Below are 15014 nucleotides of genomic sequence, written 5' to 3' on the forward strand. Positions count from 1 at the left end.
CCCGCGGCAGCGTACCTAGCCCCTGGCGGACGAAAACGCAAACGCGGCAGCCCCTCCGGAGTCGCGAGAGCCGCGCAATCACTCGGCTTGTGCTTTTTGCCACCCGGGGCTACAAGGCCCGCGTGCGCCGCACGAGCGGCGCGAGGAGAACTACATATGGCAATTCCCTTCATCGATCTCAAGGCGCAATTCGCGCGACTGGAGCCCGCCATCCGCCGGCGCATGGACGCCGTGCTGGCCCACGGGCAGTACATCATGGGACCCGAGGTCCGCGAGCTGGAAGAGAAGCTGGCCGCCTTCGCGGGCACCCGCTTCTGCCTCTCCTGCTCCTCGGGCACGGACGCCCTGCTCCTGCCCCTGCTGGCCTGGGACATCAAGCCCGGCGACGCCGTGCTGACCACGGCCTTCACCTTCTACGCCACGGCCGAGGTCATCGCCCTGCTCGGCGCCACCCCGGTCTTCGTGGACATCGACCCCAAGACCTTCAACATGGACCCGGCCGGGCTCGAGCGCGCCGTCGAGGCCCTCGAGAAGAAGGACCCCTCCATCCATCCGCTGCCCGCGGGCTACGAGAAGCTCACCCCGCGCGCCGTGATCCCGGTGGACCTCTTCGGCCTTTGCGCCGACTACGCGGCCATCGCGGCCGTCGCCGAGAAGCACGGCCTGCTCGTGCTCGAGGACGGCGCCCAGGCCTTCGGCGGCTCCATCGAGGGACGCCGCGCCTGCTCCTACGGCCACGCCGGAGCCACCAGCTTCTTCCCGGCCAAGCCGCTCGGCGCCTACGGCGACGGCGGAGCCGTCTTCACCGACGACGAGGAACTCTACGCCAGGCTCGTCTCGCTGCGCGTGCACGGCCAGGGCACCGGCGACAACAAGTACGAGAACGTGGCCGTGGGCATCAACGGCCGCCTCGATTCGCTGCAGGCCGCGGTGCTCCTGCCCAAGCTCGAGGCCTTCCCCCTGGAGCTCGAGCTGCGCCAGGCCGCGGCCGAACGCTACACCGAGCTGCTCTCGGACGTGGTCCGGACCCCGCACGTGCCCGCCGGGTATTTCTCGGCCTGGGCCCAGTACACCCTGCGCACCGAGAAACGCGAGGCCGTCATCGCGCATCTTCGCGAGCAGGGCATCCCGACCATGGTCTACTACCGCATCCCCATGCACCTGCAGCCCGTGTTCAACCACCTGGGCTACAAGACGGGCGACCTGCCCGTGTGCGAGGCCGCCTCGCACGACGTGGTCAGCCTGCCCATGCACCCCTACATCGAGGAGCCCGTCGTCCGCCAGATCGCGGACGCCGTGCGCGCCTCCCTGGCCTGAGTCCCGTGCCCGCCGCGCCCCTGGCCGCCGGACAGCGCATCGCCTGCGCGGTGGAGCGGCTGGCCTACGGCGGCAGGGGCGTGGCCCGGGTGGACGGCATGGCCGTCTTCCTGGACCACGCCCTGCCCGGCCAGAAGGTCGAGGCCGTCATCGAGCGGCTGAAGCCCCGCCACGCCGAGGCCCGCGTGGAACGCGTCCTCGCCCCCTCCGCGGACGAGGTCGCGCCCTTCTGCCCCCACTTTTCCGTCTGCGGCGGCTGCGACTTCCAGGATCTCGCCTACGAGGCCCAGCTGGCAGCGAAGAAATCCTTCGTCGCCGAGGCCCTGGCCCGCGTGGGCAACCTCGCCGACGCGCCGGTCCTCGACACCCTGGCCTCGCCGCGCGCGCAGGGCTTCCGCAACAAGATGGAGTTCGCCTTTTCCGGACGCGGGGAAGAGCTGCACCTCGGCCTGCACCCGCGCGGAGAAGGCAAGGCCGTCTTCGACGTCGCCGAGTGCCGCCTCATGGACGGCGAGGTCGGCGCGTGGCTCGCCGCCGCGCGCGAGGCCGCCCGCGAGCTCTCCCGCAGCCACGGCCTCGCCGCCTTCGACCCCTCGAAGAACGCCGGATTCTGGCGCTTCCTCGTCCTGCGCCGAAACCTCGCCGGAGAGGTCATGGCCGTGGTCGTCACCTCGCCCCACGCAGAGGGCCTCGCGGCCGTGCGCGCCCTGGCCGACGCGCTGGGCAGCGCCTGCCCGGGCCTCGTCTCCGTGGTCCACGGCACTCGCCGCGCCCGCTCCCAGGTCGCCCAGAGCGAGCAGACAGCCGTGGCCTGGGGCCGGGCCCGCTTTTCCGAGACCTGCGGCGGCGTGGACTACGAATTCTCGCCCGAGGCCTTCTTCCAGACCAACACCCTGGCCGCCGAACGCCTCTTCGCCCAGGTCGCCTCCTTCGCCGCCCTCACCGGCGCCGAGACCCTCTTCGACTGCTGCTGCGGCATCGGCGCCATGGCCCTGGCGCTCGCCCCCTCGGCCAAGCAGGTCGTGGGCTTCGAGGTCTCGCGCGAGGCCGTGGGCGACGCGGGCGCGAACGCCAAGCGCCTGGGCTGCCGCAACTGCCGCTTCATCCCCGGCGACCTGGCCAAGACCCTGCTCGCCCCCGGCCTGCCCCGGCCCGACGTGGTCGTCACCGACCCGCCCCGCGCGGGCCTGGACCAGGCCGTCACCACCCGGCTCATCGACCTCGCCCCGGATCGCATCGTGGCCGTCTCCTGCGACCCCGCCACCCTGGCCCGCGACCTCTCGCGCCTCTCCCTGGCCTACCGCGTGCAGGCCGTGCAGCCCGTGGACCTCTTCCCGCACTCGCACCACGTCGAGACCGTCGCCCTGCTCGTGCGGAGGTAGGAATGCCTCCGGCGGCCAGGGCGGGGGCTGCGCGCCCCCGCCCTGGACCCACCCCGCGCCAGGCTGAGCCTGGACCCCCTTCGCGCGCGGTACGGCTGACGGCCGGGCAGACGCCGCCTGGGCGTGAGAGGCCGCAAGACCGGGCACGGTTGCCGCCGTCCGTACTCATCGGAATCAGTTAAAACTTTTTTCTTTCCTCTCCTTTGCCAGGGGCCTTCAAAGGCGCTCGCTGTTCTTGCCGCAGGCAAAGGAGAGGACGGCGAAAAAAACGCTCCGGTTCTTCCTCCTCCACCCCACGGCGCGCGACAGTCCCGCCCCGACATCCCTTCACGCCCGGGCGGCCCGTGTTCGTGGTCCGGGCGTGCGGCGTGCGGAGCGGGTCAAGGGGTCACCCCTTGCGGGGAGGGTGCAGGGAGGGCGAGGAGCCCTCCCTGCCCGCCGGAGGCATTTTTCTTTGCCTACAGGCAGGCGTCGAGCTCGGCGTAGGTGACGCCGGTCTCGTCGAGGATCTTGCGCAGCAGGCCGCGTCCGATCTGCTGTCCGGAGTGGGTGGGGACCACGGCGCCGCGGCCGTGCGCGTTGCGCAGGAAGACGTGGGAGCCTTTCTGGCGCAGGGGCTCGAAGCCCAGGCGCTCGAGGGCGCGCAGGAGTTCGGCCGAGGTCACGGCGCGGATGTGGCTCATGGGGGACCGTCCGGCTTTGCAAGGGAGGGGGCCGCGGGGTCCATGGGATCCGGGGAATCCGGCGAATCCGGGGAATCGGGGCAGTCGGGGCAGACGCAGACGCCGTCCGGGGCGCAGGAGATCTCCCGGCCGTGGACCTCGAGGCACAGCGCGGCGGCCTCGCGCACGTTGGCGAGGAGCTCCTCGCGGGTCGTCCCCTGGGCGTGGCAGCCGGGCAGCTCGGGCACGCTGCCGATGAAGAGGCCGTCCTCGTCCTGCTCGATGATCACGCGGAAGGTGCGCATGCCCATGGTCGTAGCCAAGGGGGCGGGGGGAGGTCAATTATTCCTGCGCCGGGCGGCGCGCGGAATCGGCTCGCCGGGCGGCGGTCTTGTCGCGCCACCGGGACTCGGGTAGCATGGGAAGATGAAGACCATAGACCTTTCCACCTGGCCCAGGCGCTCGCACTACGAGTTCTTCAGGCGGCACGCCGTGCCGCAGTTCACGATCTGCGCGGAGCTCGACGCGCGCGACTTCAAGGCGCGGCTCAAGGCCGCGGGCCTGCCGCTCTTCATGGGCCTCGCCTGGGCGGCCTGCACGGCGGCCAACTCGGTGCCGGAGCTGCGGGTGCGCATCCGGAAGACCGGGCAGGGCGAGGACGTGGTGGAGCACGAGCGCCTCGACCCCTCGGTGACCGTGCCGCTCTCGGGCGGGCGGTTCAACTTCTGCATCCTGGCGCACGCCGCGGCGCTGCCCGAGTTCGTGGCGCTGAACGCGCCGCGGCTGCGCGAGGCGGAGCAGGCGGACGGGCTCACGAACATCGCGGACGACCGCGACGACATGGTGTTCCTGTCGAGCCTGCCCTGGACGCGCTTCACGAGCCTCACCTTCCCGGTGCTCGGGCCCGACGACACGGTGCCGCGCGTGGCGTGGGGGCGGCTCACGCCCGAGAACGGGGCGCTCAAGCTGCCGGTCGCGGTCATGGGCCACCACGCGCTGGTGGACGGGCGGCACCTGGCGCGCCTGCTGGACGCCTTCCAGTCGGTGCTGGACTCGCCGCAGGACGCGCTCGGCGCAATGCTGGCGTAAGGGGCGGGGGAGCGCATGGCCGGGCGGTACGTCGAGCTCTTCGCCTCGGGCGAGCTGGCGCGCCGGGCCGAGGCGGCGCTCAGGCGGCTTTCCGCCTGTGATCTCTGCCCCCGGCGCTGCGGGGTGGACCGGACTGGGGGAGATGGGGCCGGAAGGCTCGGCTGGTGCCGCACCGGCCGGTACGCGCAGGTGGCCTCCTACGACCTTCATTTCGGAGAGGAGGCCGTGCTCGTGGGCGAGGGCGGCTCTGGCACGGTGTTCTTCGCGCAGTGCAGCCTGGACTGCGCGTTCTGCCAGAACTGGGAGATTTCGCAGGGGGACGGCGCATTTCCCGAGGCCGGGGCCGAGGAGCTGGCGCGCATGTTCTGCGAGCTGCAGGCGCGCGGCGCGGTGAATCTGAACCTGGTCACGCCCACGCACGTGGCCGCGCAGGTGCTGGAGGCGCTGGTCGCGGCCTGCGCCATGGGGCTCGACCTGCCCCTGGTCTGGAACACGAGCGGCTACGAGGAGCTTTCCACGCTCAGGCTCCTGGACGGCGTGGTGGACGTGTACATGCCGGACGCTAAGTTCTGGGACAAGGCCCCTGCGACGCGCTTCTGCCGCGCGCCGGACTATCCGGACGCGGCGCGGGCCGCGATCCGCGAGATGCACCGCCAGGTGGGGGACCTGGCGCTGGACGATGCGGGGCTTGCCGTGTCCGGGCTGCTGGTGCGCCATCTGGTGATGCCCGGCGACCTCGCCGGGAGCGCGGCCTGGCTCGAGTTTCTCTCCCGGGAGATATCGCCCGACACGTACGTGAACGTCATGGACCAGTACCGGCCCTGCGGCCAGGCGCACGCCTACAAGGAGCTCTGCCGCACGCCCGCGCCCGCCGAGGTCGCCGCTGCCAGACGGGCGGCCAGGGGGCTCGGCCTGCGTCTGGACGAGGGGCACGAGCGGCCGGCCTTCGCGCTCATGCGGCGGCTGCTGCGCGAGGAGGGCGAAAAGGAGTAGGGCGGGTCCATGTGGTGCGCGGCTGTTTCGGCCGCGCCAACGCGAAGGGGCGGGCGCACCGTGTGGTTGCGCCCGCCCCTTCGCGTTGCCCGCCGTTTCCGGCGTATGGTGCAGAATGCTATTTCTTCAAGGCCTGCAGCAGCTTGTCGCCGATGGCCCCTTTGCGCCAGCCGGAGAGCTCGTCGGGCAGGGGATTTTCCTGGCCGCGCAGGACGTTCTCGGTCAGGTCGATGATGCTGCGCTTGCGGGCCACGAGTTCGGGCGGCAGGCCCAGGCTCTCCGCCGTCTCGGCCACGATGGGGCGGAGCTTCTCCACCATGCGCCCGACCTTGCGCGGGTTGGGCGGCCTTTGCGGCGTCTCGGGCAGGGTCTCCTCCGGGGCCTTCATGGCCTCGCGCACGATGCGCGTGAGCGTGCGGCCGTAGCGGCGCACGAAGGAGGGCTTGATCCCTTCCATGTCCGAGAGGTCGCGCATGGTCAGGGGCTTGTGCTTGACCAGGGCGCGCAGGGTTGCGTCCTGGGTGATGAACGAGCGCGGCAGGTCGCGGGTCATGGCCCGGCGCTCGCGCCAGGCGAAGAGGTCGCGCATCAGGCCCAGCTCGCGGCGGTCGTACTGCCACAGCCCGCCGAAGCGCAGGTAGTATTCCTCGGGCTCGTAGTCGCGCGTGGAGTCGCGGCGCATGCGCGTGAACTCCTCCTCGGCCCAGGAGAGGCGGCCGAGCTTGCGCAGCTGCTTGGAGAGCTCGCGCTGCATGGGCAGCAGGCAGGCCACGTCCATGGCCGCGTAGCGGATCTGGTTCTCGGACAGGGGGCGGCGCAGCCAGTCCGAGCGCGTCTCGGACTTGCCCATCTCGGCGCCGAAGAGCTCCTTGGAGAGCTGCTGGTAGCCGGACTGGAAGCCGTGGCCCAGGAACGAGGCCGCGATCTGGGTGTCGAAGATCGGCCCCGGCGGGTCTCCGGTGAGGTAGGAGAGGACCTCCAGGTCTTCGGAGCAGGAGTGCATGACCTTGAGCACGGAGCGGTCGGTGAGCACGGCGGCGAAGGGCGAGAGGTCCGAGAGGGCCAGGGGGTCGATGAGCCAGGTGCGGCGCTTGTCCGAGACCTGGATCAGGCCGAGCATGGGGAAATAGGTGCGCACGCGCACGAATTCGGTGTCCACGCCGATGGCCCCGGAGCGCTTGAAGCTGGCGCAGGCCTTGCGCAGCGTGGCGTCGTCGGCCACGTAGCGAGGCTTCATGTCGTCTTCAGAGACGGCGACCGGCGCGGCGACCAGGGGGCAGAAGCGGAGCATGGCCTTGCCGAAGACGCGGCATAGATCGAGAGTGTTCACGGGCGTGGCTATATACCAAAGACGCCCGGACCGCCAGCGTGGCGTCTTGACGGCGCCCGGACGAGGCTCTAGTCTGCTCGAATGGGAGAGGGGCCGAGGCCGGACGACGGCTCAAAAGGAGGCACGGATGCGCGTTAGCAAGGCATATTTCTTGACTTTTTCCATCATGGCGCTGCTCGGCGCGGCGCTCGTGTTCAGCGCAGCCGCCCTGCCCGGCACGGCCCGGGCCGCCGGACCGGCCATGGGGCAGACGGCCTGGTCCGGGGGCGATTTCGCCTCCGGGGTGGGCGGGGAGTGGTCGGTCAGCGAGACCCTTAAGGTGGGCAAGACGACCATCCTCGGCCCCTTCAACTACAGGAACGACAGCGTGCCGAGCGCCGCGACCCTGACGCTCGAGAACCTCACGCCCGGCAAGTACCGCCTGCGCTTCGACCTCTACCTGATCGGCAGCTGGGACAGCGCGGGCTCGGACAAGGCCGACACCTTCGACGTGCTTGACGGCGCGGACAGGACGCTCCTGCACATGACCGAGTTCCCCTGCCGCATCGAGGGCACGAACGAGTCCAAGCCCATCGGCAACGCGGGGCTGGTGCGCACCCCTCTGTCGCAGCGCGAACTCGGCTACTGGGTCGTCCCGGTGAGCCTGGACATCGAGCCCGGCTCCTTCGCGGACGGCAAGCTCAGGCTGCGCTTCGTGGGCCATCCCACGGCGAGGCGCGTGGAGTCCTGGGGGCTTGCGGACGTGCGCCTGGAGCCCCGCTAGGGGCGCGCTTGCCAGACGGGCGGCTGCGGGCTATAGAGCGGGAACTTTTTCACAACGCAAAACGCAGGAGGCGGTCATGGACTTCTTCTGGTTCCTCTTCGGCCTGGTCAGCGTCATCGTCACGCTGCGCATCATCTCCACCACGTTCCAGAACGACTAGTCCACGCCGCGGGCCGCCCCGGCGGTCCCGTTCCGGCCCTGTCACGGCCCGGTCCCCAGGAATGCCTGCGGCCCGGGCCGTCTGCGTTTTTCGGCCGCGGGCCGGGCATCCGGCCGCTCTTCGCTTTGCTGCATTTGCGCAAAGCAGCGGCCAAGACCTTCCTTTTTTGTAAACTTCACACTTTTTGGTAAAACAGATTTATTCTGGATAATTACCTATGCCTCTGCCCGGCATGTGCGGGGTGAGCGCCTGTTCAATGGTATACAATTTTGTGCAAAATGGTCTGGAAAGGGAGGCGCCGGGCGCGTGCGACCGGAATGCGGCGTGGCCTGAAGATAATAAAATGACAAGTCATGCAGACATGTTGCGAGGAAATAACGTGGCGTGTCCGACCTCTGGCACGCTCCCTGCTTTATTCCTCGCAAGTCCGGCAGACCCAAACACCTCCATCCTCTTAATCCCGCCTTCTCATCTCTCAAGGCCCCGTCCTGGGGCCTTTTCTCTTTTCTTTCGCCCCCCGCGCCGCTATCCTCGACTCTCGGCGCCGCGGCGCCCAACCTCGGCAGCAAAGCCATGTCCGCATCCGCCCGCCCTTCGACACCCCCTTTAGTCGCCCGCCGTGCGGGAACCGTTTCGCCGCGCCGCGCGCGGGGAGGCTAGCCATGCGCGTCCTCTTCGCGGGCGTGGGCGAGGCCGTGGACGAGCGGCTGCCGAACACCTCCATCTTCTGCCGGAGCGGGGAGCGCGGGCTGCTCCTGGACTGCGGCTTCACCGCGGCCCATTCCCTCCTGGCGCCGGCGCCGGACGCCTGCCTGAGCCTCGCCGGGGTCTTCATCTCGCATTTCCACGGCGACCACTGGTTCGGCCTGCCCGCGCTGCTTCTGCGCATGCGCCTGGCCGGGCGCGCCGAGCCGCTCCCGGTGGTCGGCCTGCCCGGCATCGCGGACAGGCTCGCCGCGCTCCTGCCCCTGGCCTACTCCTCCCTGCCAGCCGGGCTCCCCTTCGCGCTCGAGCCAGTCGAGGCGCGGCCGGGCGAGGACGTCCGCGTCGGCCCCTTCGGCCTCTCCTTCGCCCCGGCGGGCCATCCCGCCCCGGCGCTCGCCGTGCGCGTATCGGCTCCGGACGGCGCGAGCTGCTTCTACAGCGGCGACGGCCGCCCCACGCCCGAGAGCCTGGCCCTTGCGGAACGCGCCTCGGTGGCGGTGCACGAGGCCTTCTGCTTCGAGGGCGAGATGGAGGGCCACGCCTCGGTGGCCGCGGCCTGCGCCCTGGCCCGCGAGGCCGGGGTGGGGGCCCTGGCCTGCGTGCACGTGCGGCGCGAGGAGCGCCACGCGAAGGCCGCGGCCATCCGCGCCGCCCTTGCCGCCTTCACGCGCGAGAGTTCCATCCCCGCCCTGCTGCCCGAGCCGGGCGACAGCCTGGAGGCCCTGCCGTGAGCGCCGAGCGACGTGACGCACGGGACGCCGCGCGGGGCGCGCAGGAGCTCGCCCACTGCTGGCGCGACCCGGCCCTGCCCGGGCTCGACCTCCTGGCCGCGACCTACGTCACCCACCGCTTCGTGCCCCACGTGCACGAGACCTACGCCGTGGGCGTCTGCCTGGCCGGGGCCGAGGGCTTCTCGCACCAGGGCAGCGAGCACGTGCTGACCCCGGGCGCCGTGGCGACCATCAACCCGGACGACGTGCACACGGGCGAGGCGGCCACGCCGGACGGCTGGGTCTACCGCATGTTCTACCCCGCGCCGGAGCTCGTGGCGCGCCTGCTCGGCCGCGCGCCGGAGGAGACGCCGCGCTTCGCCGCGCCCCTGGCCCAGGACCGGGAGCTGGCCCTGCGCCTGGCCCGGCTGCACGGGGCCCTGGCCGCGCTGCCCCTGGACCTCGCGCGCGCCTCCCTGTTCTGCGAGACCTTCAGCGAGATCTTCACCCGGCACGCGAGCCTGCCCGCGCCCAGGCCCGAGCCCGGCGCGCCCGGGCTGGCCCGCGCCTTCGCCCTGATCCGCGAGGCGGGAAGCGCCGAGAACGCGGGGGACGGGGCGGAAGGCGGCCCGGCCCTGGAGGTTCTGGCGCGCGAGGCCGGGCTCTCGCCCTGGCACTTCCTGCGCAGCTTCCGCCGCCGCTACGGCCTGACGCCCCACGCGCTGCTGGTGCAGCGGCGCTGCGCGGCGGCCGCCCGGCTCATGCGCCAGGGGCTGCCCCCGGCCCAGGCCGCCGCGGCCGCGGGCTTCACGGACCAGAGCCACCTCACCCGCCACTTCAAGCGCATCTACGGCATCACCCCCGGCGTCTACGCAGGGTGACGCGCGCAGGGCGACGCGCACAGGGCGACGCCGTCTTCCGCACGGCAATTTCGTACAAGCCGTCCTTCCGGGCCGTGGCTAGAAGGGGCGCATGGATACGCCCTCCTTCACCGCGAACGGCCTGCGCCGGGGCTTCATCGCCGCCCTGCCGCTCGGCCTCGGGGTCTTCGTCTACGGCATCGTCTTCGGCGTGCTCTCGCGCCAGGCCGGGCTCTCCGGCGCGCAGTCCCTGTCCATGAGCGCCTTCGTCTACGCCGGGGCCTCGCAGCTCCTGGCCCTGGACCTCTGGGGACCGCACATGAGCGTGGCCGCCGTGGTCCTGACCACCTTCGTGGTCAACCTGCGCCACGTGCTCATGGGCGCGGCCGTGGCCCCGTGGTACCGGAGCTTCGGCCCGGGCAAGGCCTACGGCTCGGTCTTCCTCATGGCGGACGAGAACTGGGCCCTGGCCATGTCCGCCTATGCGCGCGGCGAGCGCGACGGCGCCTACATGGTCGGCGGCGGCTTGTGCGTCTGGCTGGCCTGGTTCGCGGCCACCGGGCTCGGCAGGGTGCTGACCGGCGGGCTGGCCGACCCGGCCGCCCTGGGGCTCGACTTCGCCTTCACCGCGGTCTTCCTGGCCCTGCTCACCGGATTCTGGCGCGGCAAGGCGGACCTTCTGCCCTGGGGGGCCGCGGCCGCGGTCGCGCTCGTCGTCTGGGCCCTGGTGCCGGGCAAGTGGTACATCCTGGCCGGCGGCCTGGCCGGAGCCCTCGCGGGCAGCCGCGTGCCGCCCAGGGACGCCGAGGCGTCCGGAGCGACAGCCGGGGAGACTGCCGGGGGCGCGGCCGAGAGCGGCATGGGAGGCGCGGCATGAGCCTCCTCGATCTCCTCGGCTCCGACGCCCTCTCCCCGGACGCCCGCACCTGGCTGGCCATCGCGGGCATGGCCGTGGCCACCTACATCACGCGCGCCGCCGGCCTGCTGCTCTCCAGCCGCATGCGCCTCGGCCCGCGCGGCGAGGCCTTCCTCAAGGCCCTGCCCGGCTCCATCCTCACGGCGATCGTCGCGCCCGCGGTCCTGGCCCAGGGACCGGCCGAGGCCGCCGCCTCCCTGGTCACCGTGGGCGTGGCCGCCAGGTGGCGCAACCTCCCCCTGGCCATGTTCGTGGGCGTGGCCGCGGTCTTCGTCCTGCGCCGTTTCTTCCGCTGAATCCGGACTGTCCGCCCTGAGTGCCTGATTTCCCAAGGGTTCCCGCCGACTTGCCAAGCTTCGCCGCCTTCGCGTACAAGGCGCGAAAGACCAGGGGGAGCATGCGCCCGGGGCGCGGAGTTTGACGATATGGCCGAGGATCTGCAGAGCCTGAAGAAGGGCGTGAAGACCATCCGGGAGCATGTGGCGCGGGCCAAGGCCTACGTCGGCCGCATGGACGTGCCGAGGACGCTTGAGGCCTTGTGCGACGCACTCTCGCTGCTCGTGGCCACGCCCGTGATCATGGGGCGCGAGAAGTTCGAGATCACCATCCTCATCGACGAGGTGCTGCGTACCCTCGCGGCCATGCCGCAGATGCAGGGGCTCCTGCCCAAGGGCATCGCGCTGGGCAAGGGGCAGGAGAAGCAGCTCCTGGCCCGCCTCTCGTCCCTGCGCGACAAGATCAGGCTGGCCATCGAGAAGGCCGAGTACGAGAAGGTCTACGCCTACAAGCAGGCCATCGACAAGGCCATCCTCTGCGCGCAGCAGCTGGCCAAGGAAGGGCAGATGGACCAGGCCCGCCTGGCCTTCCGCAAGACGGCCGACCGCTTCGCGGGCGAGCCGGGCATCCTGCAGGACATCGGCGGCCGCCTCGTGCGCTGCGGCATGTTCCAGGAGGCCGTGGAATATTTGGAAGAGGCCATCAAGGGCGATCCCAAGGACCCGCGACCCTACAACCACCTGCTCACGGCGCTCGAGAACCTGGGCGAGACCGAGCGCGCGCTGGAAATGACCAAGACGGCGCTGCGCAACTTCGGTCCGAGCGAGCGCACCTACACCATCATGGCCCGGCTGCACTGCGCGCTGAAGCAGTGGGACGAGGCCTTCGACATGGCCAACGCGGCCCTGGACCTCTCGCCCTACGCCAGCGAGGCCGAGGCGATCCTGGACGAGGTCAGGCCGCGCATCTTCGGCCGCGACGCCGACGGCAAGATCAAGGACAAGAAGACCTACACCTTCAATCTCTAGGCGCCGCCAAGGACCCGGAGTCGTCCGGCATCCCCGCGAGCATGCGGGCCGTGCGCGGAGCGCGGGTCTCGAGCGCACGTCCTTCCGTCTGTTCTCCCGTCCGACCGTCCGGCTGCTCCGGAGACTCGAAAAGGGCGCGGCGAAGCTTCGCCACGTCCTCGACCGTGTCCACGTCCAGGGTCTCGGGCGCGAGCGCGGTGCGCATTCCCAGGGCTTTCAGCCGGGCCAGGGCCGCACCCGCCGTGTCGGCCGTGCTCCAGGGGACGCCGTCGAAGACGTCGAGCCTGAAGGCCGCGGCCCTGAACCCCACGCACCAGAAGCCTCCGTCCGGACACGGCCCGAGCACGGCGTCGTGGCCGTCCGGGCCCGGCGCGAGCAGCTCGAAGGCCCGCACGATGTCCCGGGACGCGACGAGCGGCAGGTCGCTGCCCATGAGCACGGCGCGCTCAACCTTCGGATTCGTCGCCGCCAGGAGCGGGCCGCGGTCCTTGCCCCGTCCCGCGGACGAGAAGGCCCGGACGAAGGTCGCGGCCATGCGGCGCCCGAGGTCGCCGCCGGGCTGCAGCCAGTAGTCGTGGCCGGGCGCGCCGTCCGGTCCGGAACCCGCGCGGCCGCTCGGCCCGAGCCAGTCGGAGAGCTGCCTTCCGAGCCAGGCCCGTATCGCCGCCTCCGCGCCGGGCGGGTCATAGGCCAGGGCCAGGCCCGCCCACTCCTTGTCCCCCGTTCCTCGGCAAAGGGCCGTCACGGCCCCGCAGGCGGCGTCCAGCGCGTCGCCTGCCATGGCGCGGTAGAATTCTGCCGCGCGCTCCGCACCGAGCCGGGCGATGAGGCGCGTCTTGACGCGTCCGGGACGCGGCTCCTTGACGAAGACGATCAGCCTGTTTCCCTTCATGATCGTTTCTCTCCCGTGTTTCCGCCCATGGCTCCGTAGAAGCGGGCCAGCCGCGCGGGCGGCACGCCGAGTGAATAGAGCGCCACCAGGAGCCAGTTGCGCAGGGTGCACCAGAGCGCGCCCTGCCGTTCCCAGCGGCGGGCCGAGGTGAGGACCGCGCAGGGCAGGATGCGCGGCCGCATGCCCGCGCGCGAAAGGCGCCGCGCGAACTCCACGTCCTCCATCAGGGGCAGCTCGGCGAAGCCGCCGAGGCGCGCGAAATCCTCGCGCCGCAGGAAACAGGCCTGGTCGCCGTAGGGCAGGCCGAAAAGCCTGCCCCTGAGCGTGGCCACGGCCGCCACTAGGCGCAGTGACGGCCGTTTCGAGTCGATGTCCAGGGCGAAGGCCCCGGCCCGCGCGCCGCGCGCCAAGGCCTCCTCGACGGCCGAGAACGCCTCTTCGGGCAGAAGCGTGTCCGCGTGCAGAAATACCAGGATCTCGCCGCAGGCGGCGGACGCGCCCGCGTTCATCTGCAGCGCCCGGCCGCGCGGCGCGCCCAGGCCGCGCAGCGTGAAGCCCCCGTCGCCCCGGGCCTCGCCGTCCGCTCCGCACTGTGCGAGCGCCGCCAGGGTCGAGCCTTCGGGATCGCCGTCCGCCACGACCACCTCGACCCGCACCCCGGCCCGCAGCGCCGCCGCACGCACCGCGTCCAGCGTGCGGCAGATGGACGCGGCCTCGAAGAGCGCGGGCACGACCACGCTGAAGCGCGGCTTTGGACTTTCCGAGCGGCCAGGGGCGTGGCATATTCCGGGGACGTCATTCATTCGGACCTCAAGGAGAGAACCATGCGCAAGGCGCACAGGGAAATCAAGGACAAGCAGGCCGTCGTCGAGCTTCTGCACGAAGGGCAGGTGCTGCATCTGGCGCTGAACGACGCGGGCTCGGGCGCTCCCTACGTGGTGCCGCTCAGCTACGCCTACGCCGACGGCCGCTTCTACGTGCACTGCGCCACCGAGGGCACCAAGCTTGACCTCATGCGCGCCGACCCCCGCGTGGGCTTCTCCGTCGTGGCCCGCTACACCCTGGTGAACGGTCCCAAGGCCTGCAACGCCACGGCCCACTTCGCCTCCGTCTGCGGCACGGGCACCGCCCGCATCCTGACCGACGACGCCGAGCGTCGCCGCGGCCTGGACGCCCTGGCCGAGCGCCTGGCGCCCGCCGCCGAGCGCGACTACCCGGACGAGGTACTGGCCCGCACCTGCGTCGTCGAGATCGTGCCCGAACGGCTGATCGCCAAGCGGAACCCGTCGCCCAAAGACTGAGCATGAGCCCCCTGACCGTCTACCTGGAGGCCCTGGCCGTGGGCCTGTGCATCGCCGTCCCGGTGGGGCCGGTGGGGCTGCTGTGCATCCAGCGCTCGCTCACCGAGAAGCGCGGCACCGGCCTGGTCTGCGGCCTGGGCGGGGCCGTGGCCGACGCCTTCTTCGCCGCCGTGGCCGCCTTCGGACTGACTTTCGTCTCCGCCTTCCTGACCGGGCACCAGGGCTGGCTGCGCCTGGCGGGCGGGCTCTTCCTGCTCGTCGTGGCCTGGCGCATGCTGCGCGGCCACGACCCCGTGGCCCTGGGCGCGGGCGAGTCGCTGCGCCTGGCGGGCACCTTCCTGCAGACGCTCTTCATGGGGCTCACCAACCCGGCCGTGATCCTGGCCTTCGCAGGCATCTTCGCCGCCCTGGGCCTGGGCGCCTCGGGCCAGGGGCACGGCCACGCCCTGGCCGCCACCCTGGGCGTCTTCACCGGCTCCTTCTCCTGGTGGGTGGGCATCTTTTTCGGCGGGGAGCGCCTGCGCGCGCACCTCTCCACCTACCTCACGCGGGTGCGCGTGGCCGCCTCCGTGGCCATCGGCTGCTTCGGCGTCGCGGCCCTCGTCTCCGCGGCCCTCAAACTCTGAACCG

The 15014-nt window shown here is 71.5% G+C and carries 18 protein-coding genes; 13 read left to right on the forward strand and 5 right to left on the reverse strand.

Annotated features, from left to right (window positions below):
* Positions 1 to 156: 156 nt before the first annotated feature.
* Positions 157 to 1317, forward strand: coding sequence for a DegT/DnrJ/EryC1/StrS aminotransferase family protein (locus tag DSX2_RS12490; protein ID WP_020881183.1), 1161 nt, complete (start codon positions 157 to 159; stop codon positions 1315 to 1317).
* A 5-nt stretch (positions 1318 to 1322) separates the two neighbouring features.
* Positions 1323 to 2699, forward strand: a complete 1377-nt coding sequence (rlmD, locus tag DSX2_RS12495; protein ID WP_020881184.1) for a 23S rRNA (uracil(1939)-C(5))-methyltransferase RlmD — start codon at positions 1323 to 1325, stop codon at positions 2697 to 2699.
* A 458-nt stretch (positions 2700 to 3157) separates the two neighbouring features.
* Here the strand turns inward: rlmD and DSX2_RS12500 are convergent, their stop codons facing one another.
* Together DSX2_RS12500 and DSX2_RS12505 are read right to left on the reverse strand one after the other, a co-directional pair.
* A complete protein-coding gene (locus DSX2_RS12500; RefSeq protein WP_020881185.1) occupies positions 3158 to 3382 on the reverse strand; it encodes a type II toxin-antitoxin system HicA family toxin in 225 nt (74 codons plus the stop codon).
* The gene (locus tag DSX2_RS12505) at positions 3379 to 3672 is read right to left on the reverse strand and encodes a type II toxin-antitoxin system HicB family antitoxin (protein ID WP_020881186.1); all 294 of its coding nucleotides are present in this window, start codon (positions 3670 to 3672) and stop codon (positions 3379 to 3381) included. Before DSX2_RS12505 ends, DSX2_RS12500 begins: the two co-directional genes overlap by 4 nt.
* Positions 3673 to 3787: 115 nt before the next feature.
* On the opposite strand from DSX2_RS12505, the gene DSX2_RS12510 reads away from it, so the two are divergent.
* Both DSX2_RS12510 and DSX2_RS12515 read left to right on the forward strand, forming a co-directional pair.
* The gene (locus DSX2_RS12510) at positions 3788 to 4450 is read left to right on the forward strand and encodes a CatA-like O-acetyltransferase (protein WP_020881187.1); all 663 of its coding nucleotides are present in this window, start codon (positions 3788 to 3790) and stop codon (positions 4448 to 4450) included.
* Between the two features lie 15 nt (positions 4451 to 4465).
* Positions 4466 to 5443, forward strand: a complete 978-nt coding sequence (locus tag DSX2_RS12515) for a radical SAM domain protein (protein ID WP_020881188.1) — start codon at positions 4466 to 4468, stop codon at positions 5441 to 5443.
* Between the two features lie 118 nt (positions 5444 to 5561).
* Here DSX2_RS12515 and rnd read toward each other — a convergent pair whose 3' ends face one another.
* The gene (rnd, locus tag DSX2_RS12520; protein WP_201764416.1) at positions 5562 to 6773 is read right to left on the reverse strand and encodes a ribonuclease D; all 1212 of its coding nucleotides are present in this window, start codon (positions 6771 to 6773) and stop codon (positions 5562 to 5564) included.
* Positions 6774 to 6900: 127 nt separating this feature from the next.
* Here rnd and DSX2_RS12525 point away from each other — a divergent pair, with 127 nt between their 5' ends.
* The 7 genes from DSX2_RS12525 (at position 6901) to DSX2_RS12550 (ending at position 12191) form a co-directional block, all read left to right on the forward strand.
* The gene (locus DSX2_RS12525) at positions 6901 to 7536 is read left to right on the forward strand and encodes a hypothetical protein (RefSeq protein ID WP_020881190.1); all 636 of its coding nucleotides are present in this window, start codon (positions 6901 to 6903) and stop codon (positions 7534 to 7536) included.
* Entirely contained in the window at positions 7508 to 7696 is a 189-nt protein-coding gene (locus DSX2_RS18380) for a hypothetical protein (protein ID WP_152512942.1), read from the forward strand. The genes DSX2_RS12525 and DSX2_RS18380 overlap by 29 nt, the downstream gene beginning before the upstream one ends.
* Before the next feature lie 662 nt (positions 7697 to 8358).
* Positions 8359 to 9132 (forward strand): MBL fold metallo-hydrolase, encoded by a 774-nt coding sequence (locus DSX2_RS12530; protein WP_020881191.1) that lies wholly within the window; start codon positions 8359 to 8361, stop codon positions 9130 to 9132.
* The gene (locus tag DSX2_RS12535) at positions 9129 to 9992 is read left to right on the forward strand and encodes an AraC family transcriptional regulator (RefSeq protein WP_020881192.1); all 864 of its coding nucleotides are present in this window, start codon (positions 9129 to 9131) and stop codon (positions 9990 to 9992) included. Before DSX2_RS12530 ends, DSX2_RS12535 begins: the two co-directional genes overlap by 4 nt.
* A 91-nt stretch (positions 9993 to 10083) precedes the next feature.
* Positions 10084 to 10848: an AzlC family ABC transporter permease gene (locus DSX2_RS12540; RefSeq protein ID WP_020881193.1), complete on the forward strand. Its 765-nt coding sequence runs from the start codon at positions 10084 to 10086 to the stop codon at positions 10846 to 10848.
* On the forward strand, positions 10845 to 11183 hold the full coding sequence (locus DSX2_RS12545) for an AzlD family protein (RefSeq protein ID WP_020881194.1): 339 nt from the start codon (positions 10845 to 10847) through the stop codon (positions 11181 to 11183). The genes DSX2_RS12540 and DSX2_RS12545 overlap by 4 nt, the downstream gene beginning before the upstream one ends.
* A 129-nt stretch (positions 11184 to 11312) precedes the next feature.
* Complete coding sequence (locus tag DSX2_RS12550) at positions 11313 to 12191, forward strand: tetratricopeptide repeat protein (protein ID WP_020881195.1); 879 nt, start codon at positions 11313 to 11315, stop codon at positions 12189 to 12191.
* Here DSX2_RS12550 and DSX2_RS17710 read toward each other — a convergent pair.
* On the reverse strand, positions 12181 to 13083 hold the full coding sequence (locus DSX2_RS17710; RefSeq protein WP_020881196.1) for a DUF2064 domain-containing protein: 903 nt from the start codon (positions 13081 to 13083) through the stop codon (positions 12181 to 12183). The genes DSX2_RS12550 and DSX2_RS17710 overlap by 11 nt on opposite strands.
* Positions 13080 to 13886, reverse strand: coding sequence for a TIGR04283 family arsenosugar biosynthesis glycosyltransferase (locus DSX2_RS12560; protein ID WP_020881197.1), 807 nt, complete (start codon positions 13884 to 13886; stop codon positions 13080 to 13082). Before DSX2_RS12560 ends, DSX2_RS17710 begins: the two co-directional genes overlap by 4 nt.
* A gap of 21 nt (positions 13887 to 13907) precedes the next feature.
* Between DSX2_RS12560 and DSX2_RS12565 the strand changes: the two genes are divergently transcribed.
* Together DSX2_RS12565 and DSX2_RS12570 are read left to right on the forward strand one after the other, a co-directional pair.
* Positions 13908 to 14384: a pyridoxamine 5'-phosphate oxidase family protein gene (locus tag DSX2_RS12565; protein ID WP_020881198.1), complete on the forward strand. Its 477-nt coding sequence runs from the start codon at positions 13908 to 13910 to the stop codon at positions 14382 to 14384.
* 2 nt (positions 14385 to 14386) lie between these two features.
* Entirely contained in the window at positions 14387 to 15010 is a 624-nt protein-coding gene (locus DSX2_RS12570; RefSeq protein ID WP_020881199.1) for a LysE family translocator, read from the forward strand.
* Positions 15011 to 15014 lie beyond the last annotated feature (4 nt).

The sequence above is a fragment of the Desulfovibrio sp. X2 genome, assembly GCF_000422205.1.
Lineage (GTDB): Bacteria > Desulfobacterota > Desulfovibrionia > Desulfovibrionales > Desulfovibrionaceae > Alkalidesulfovibrio.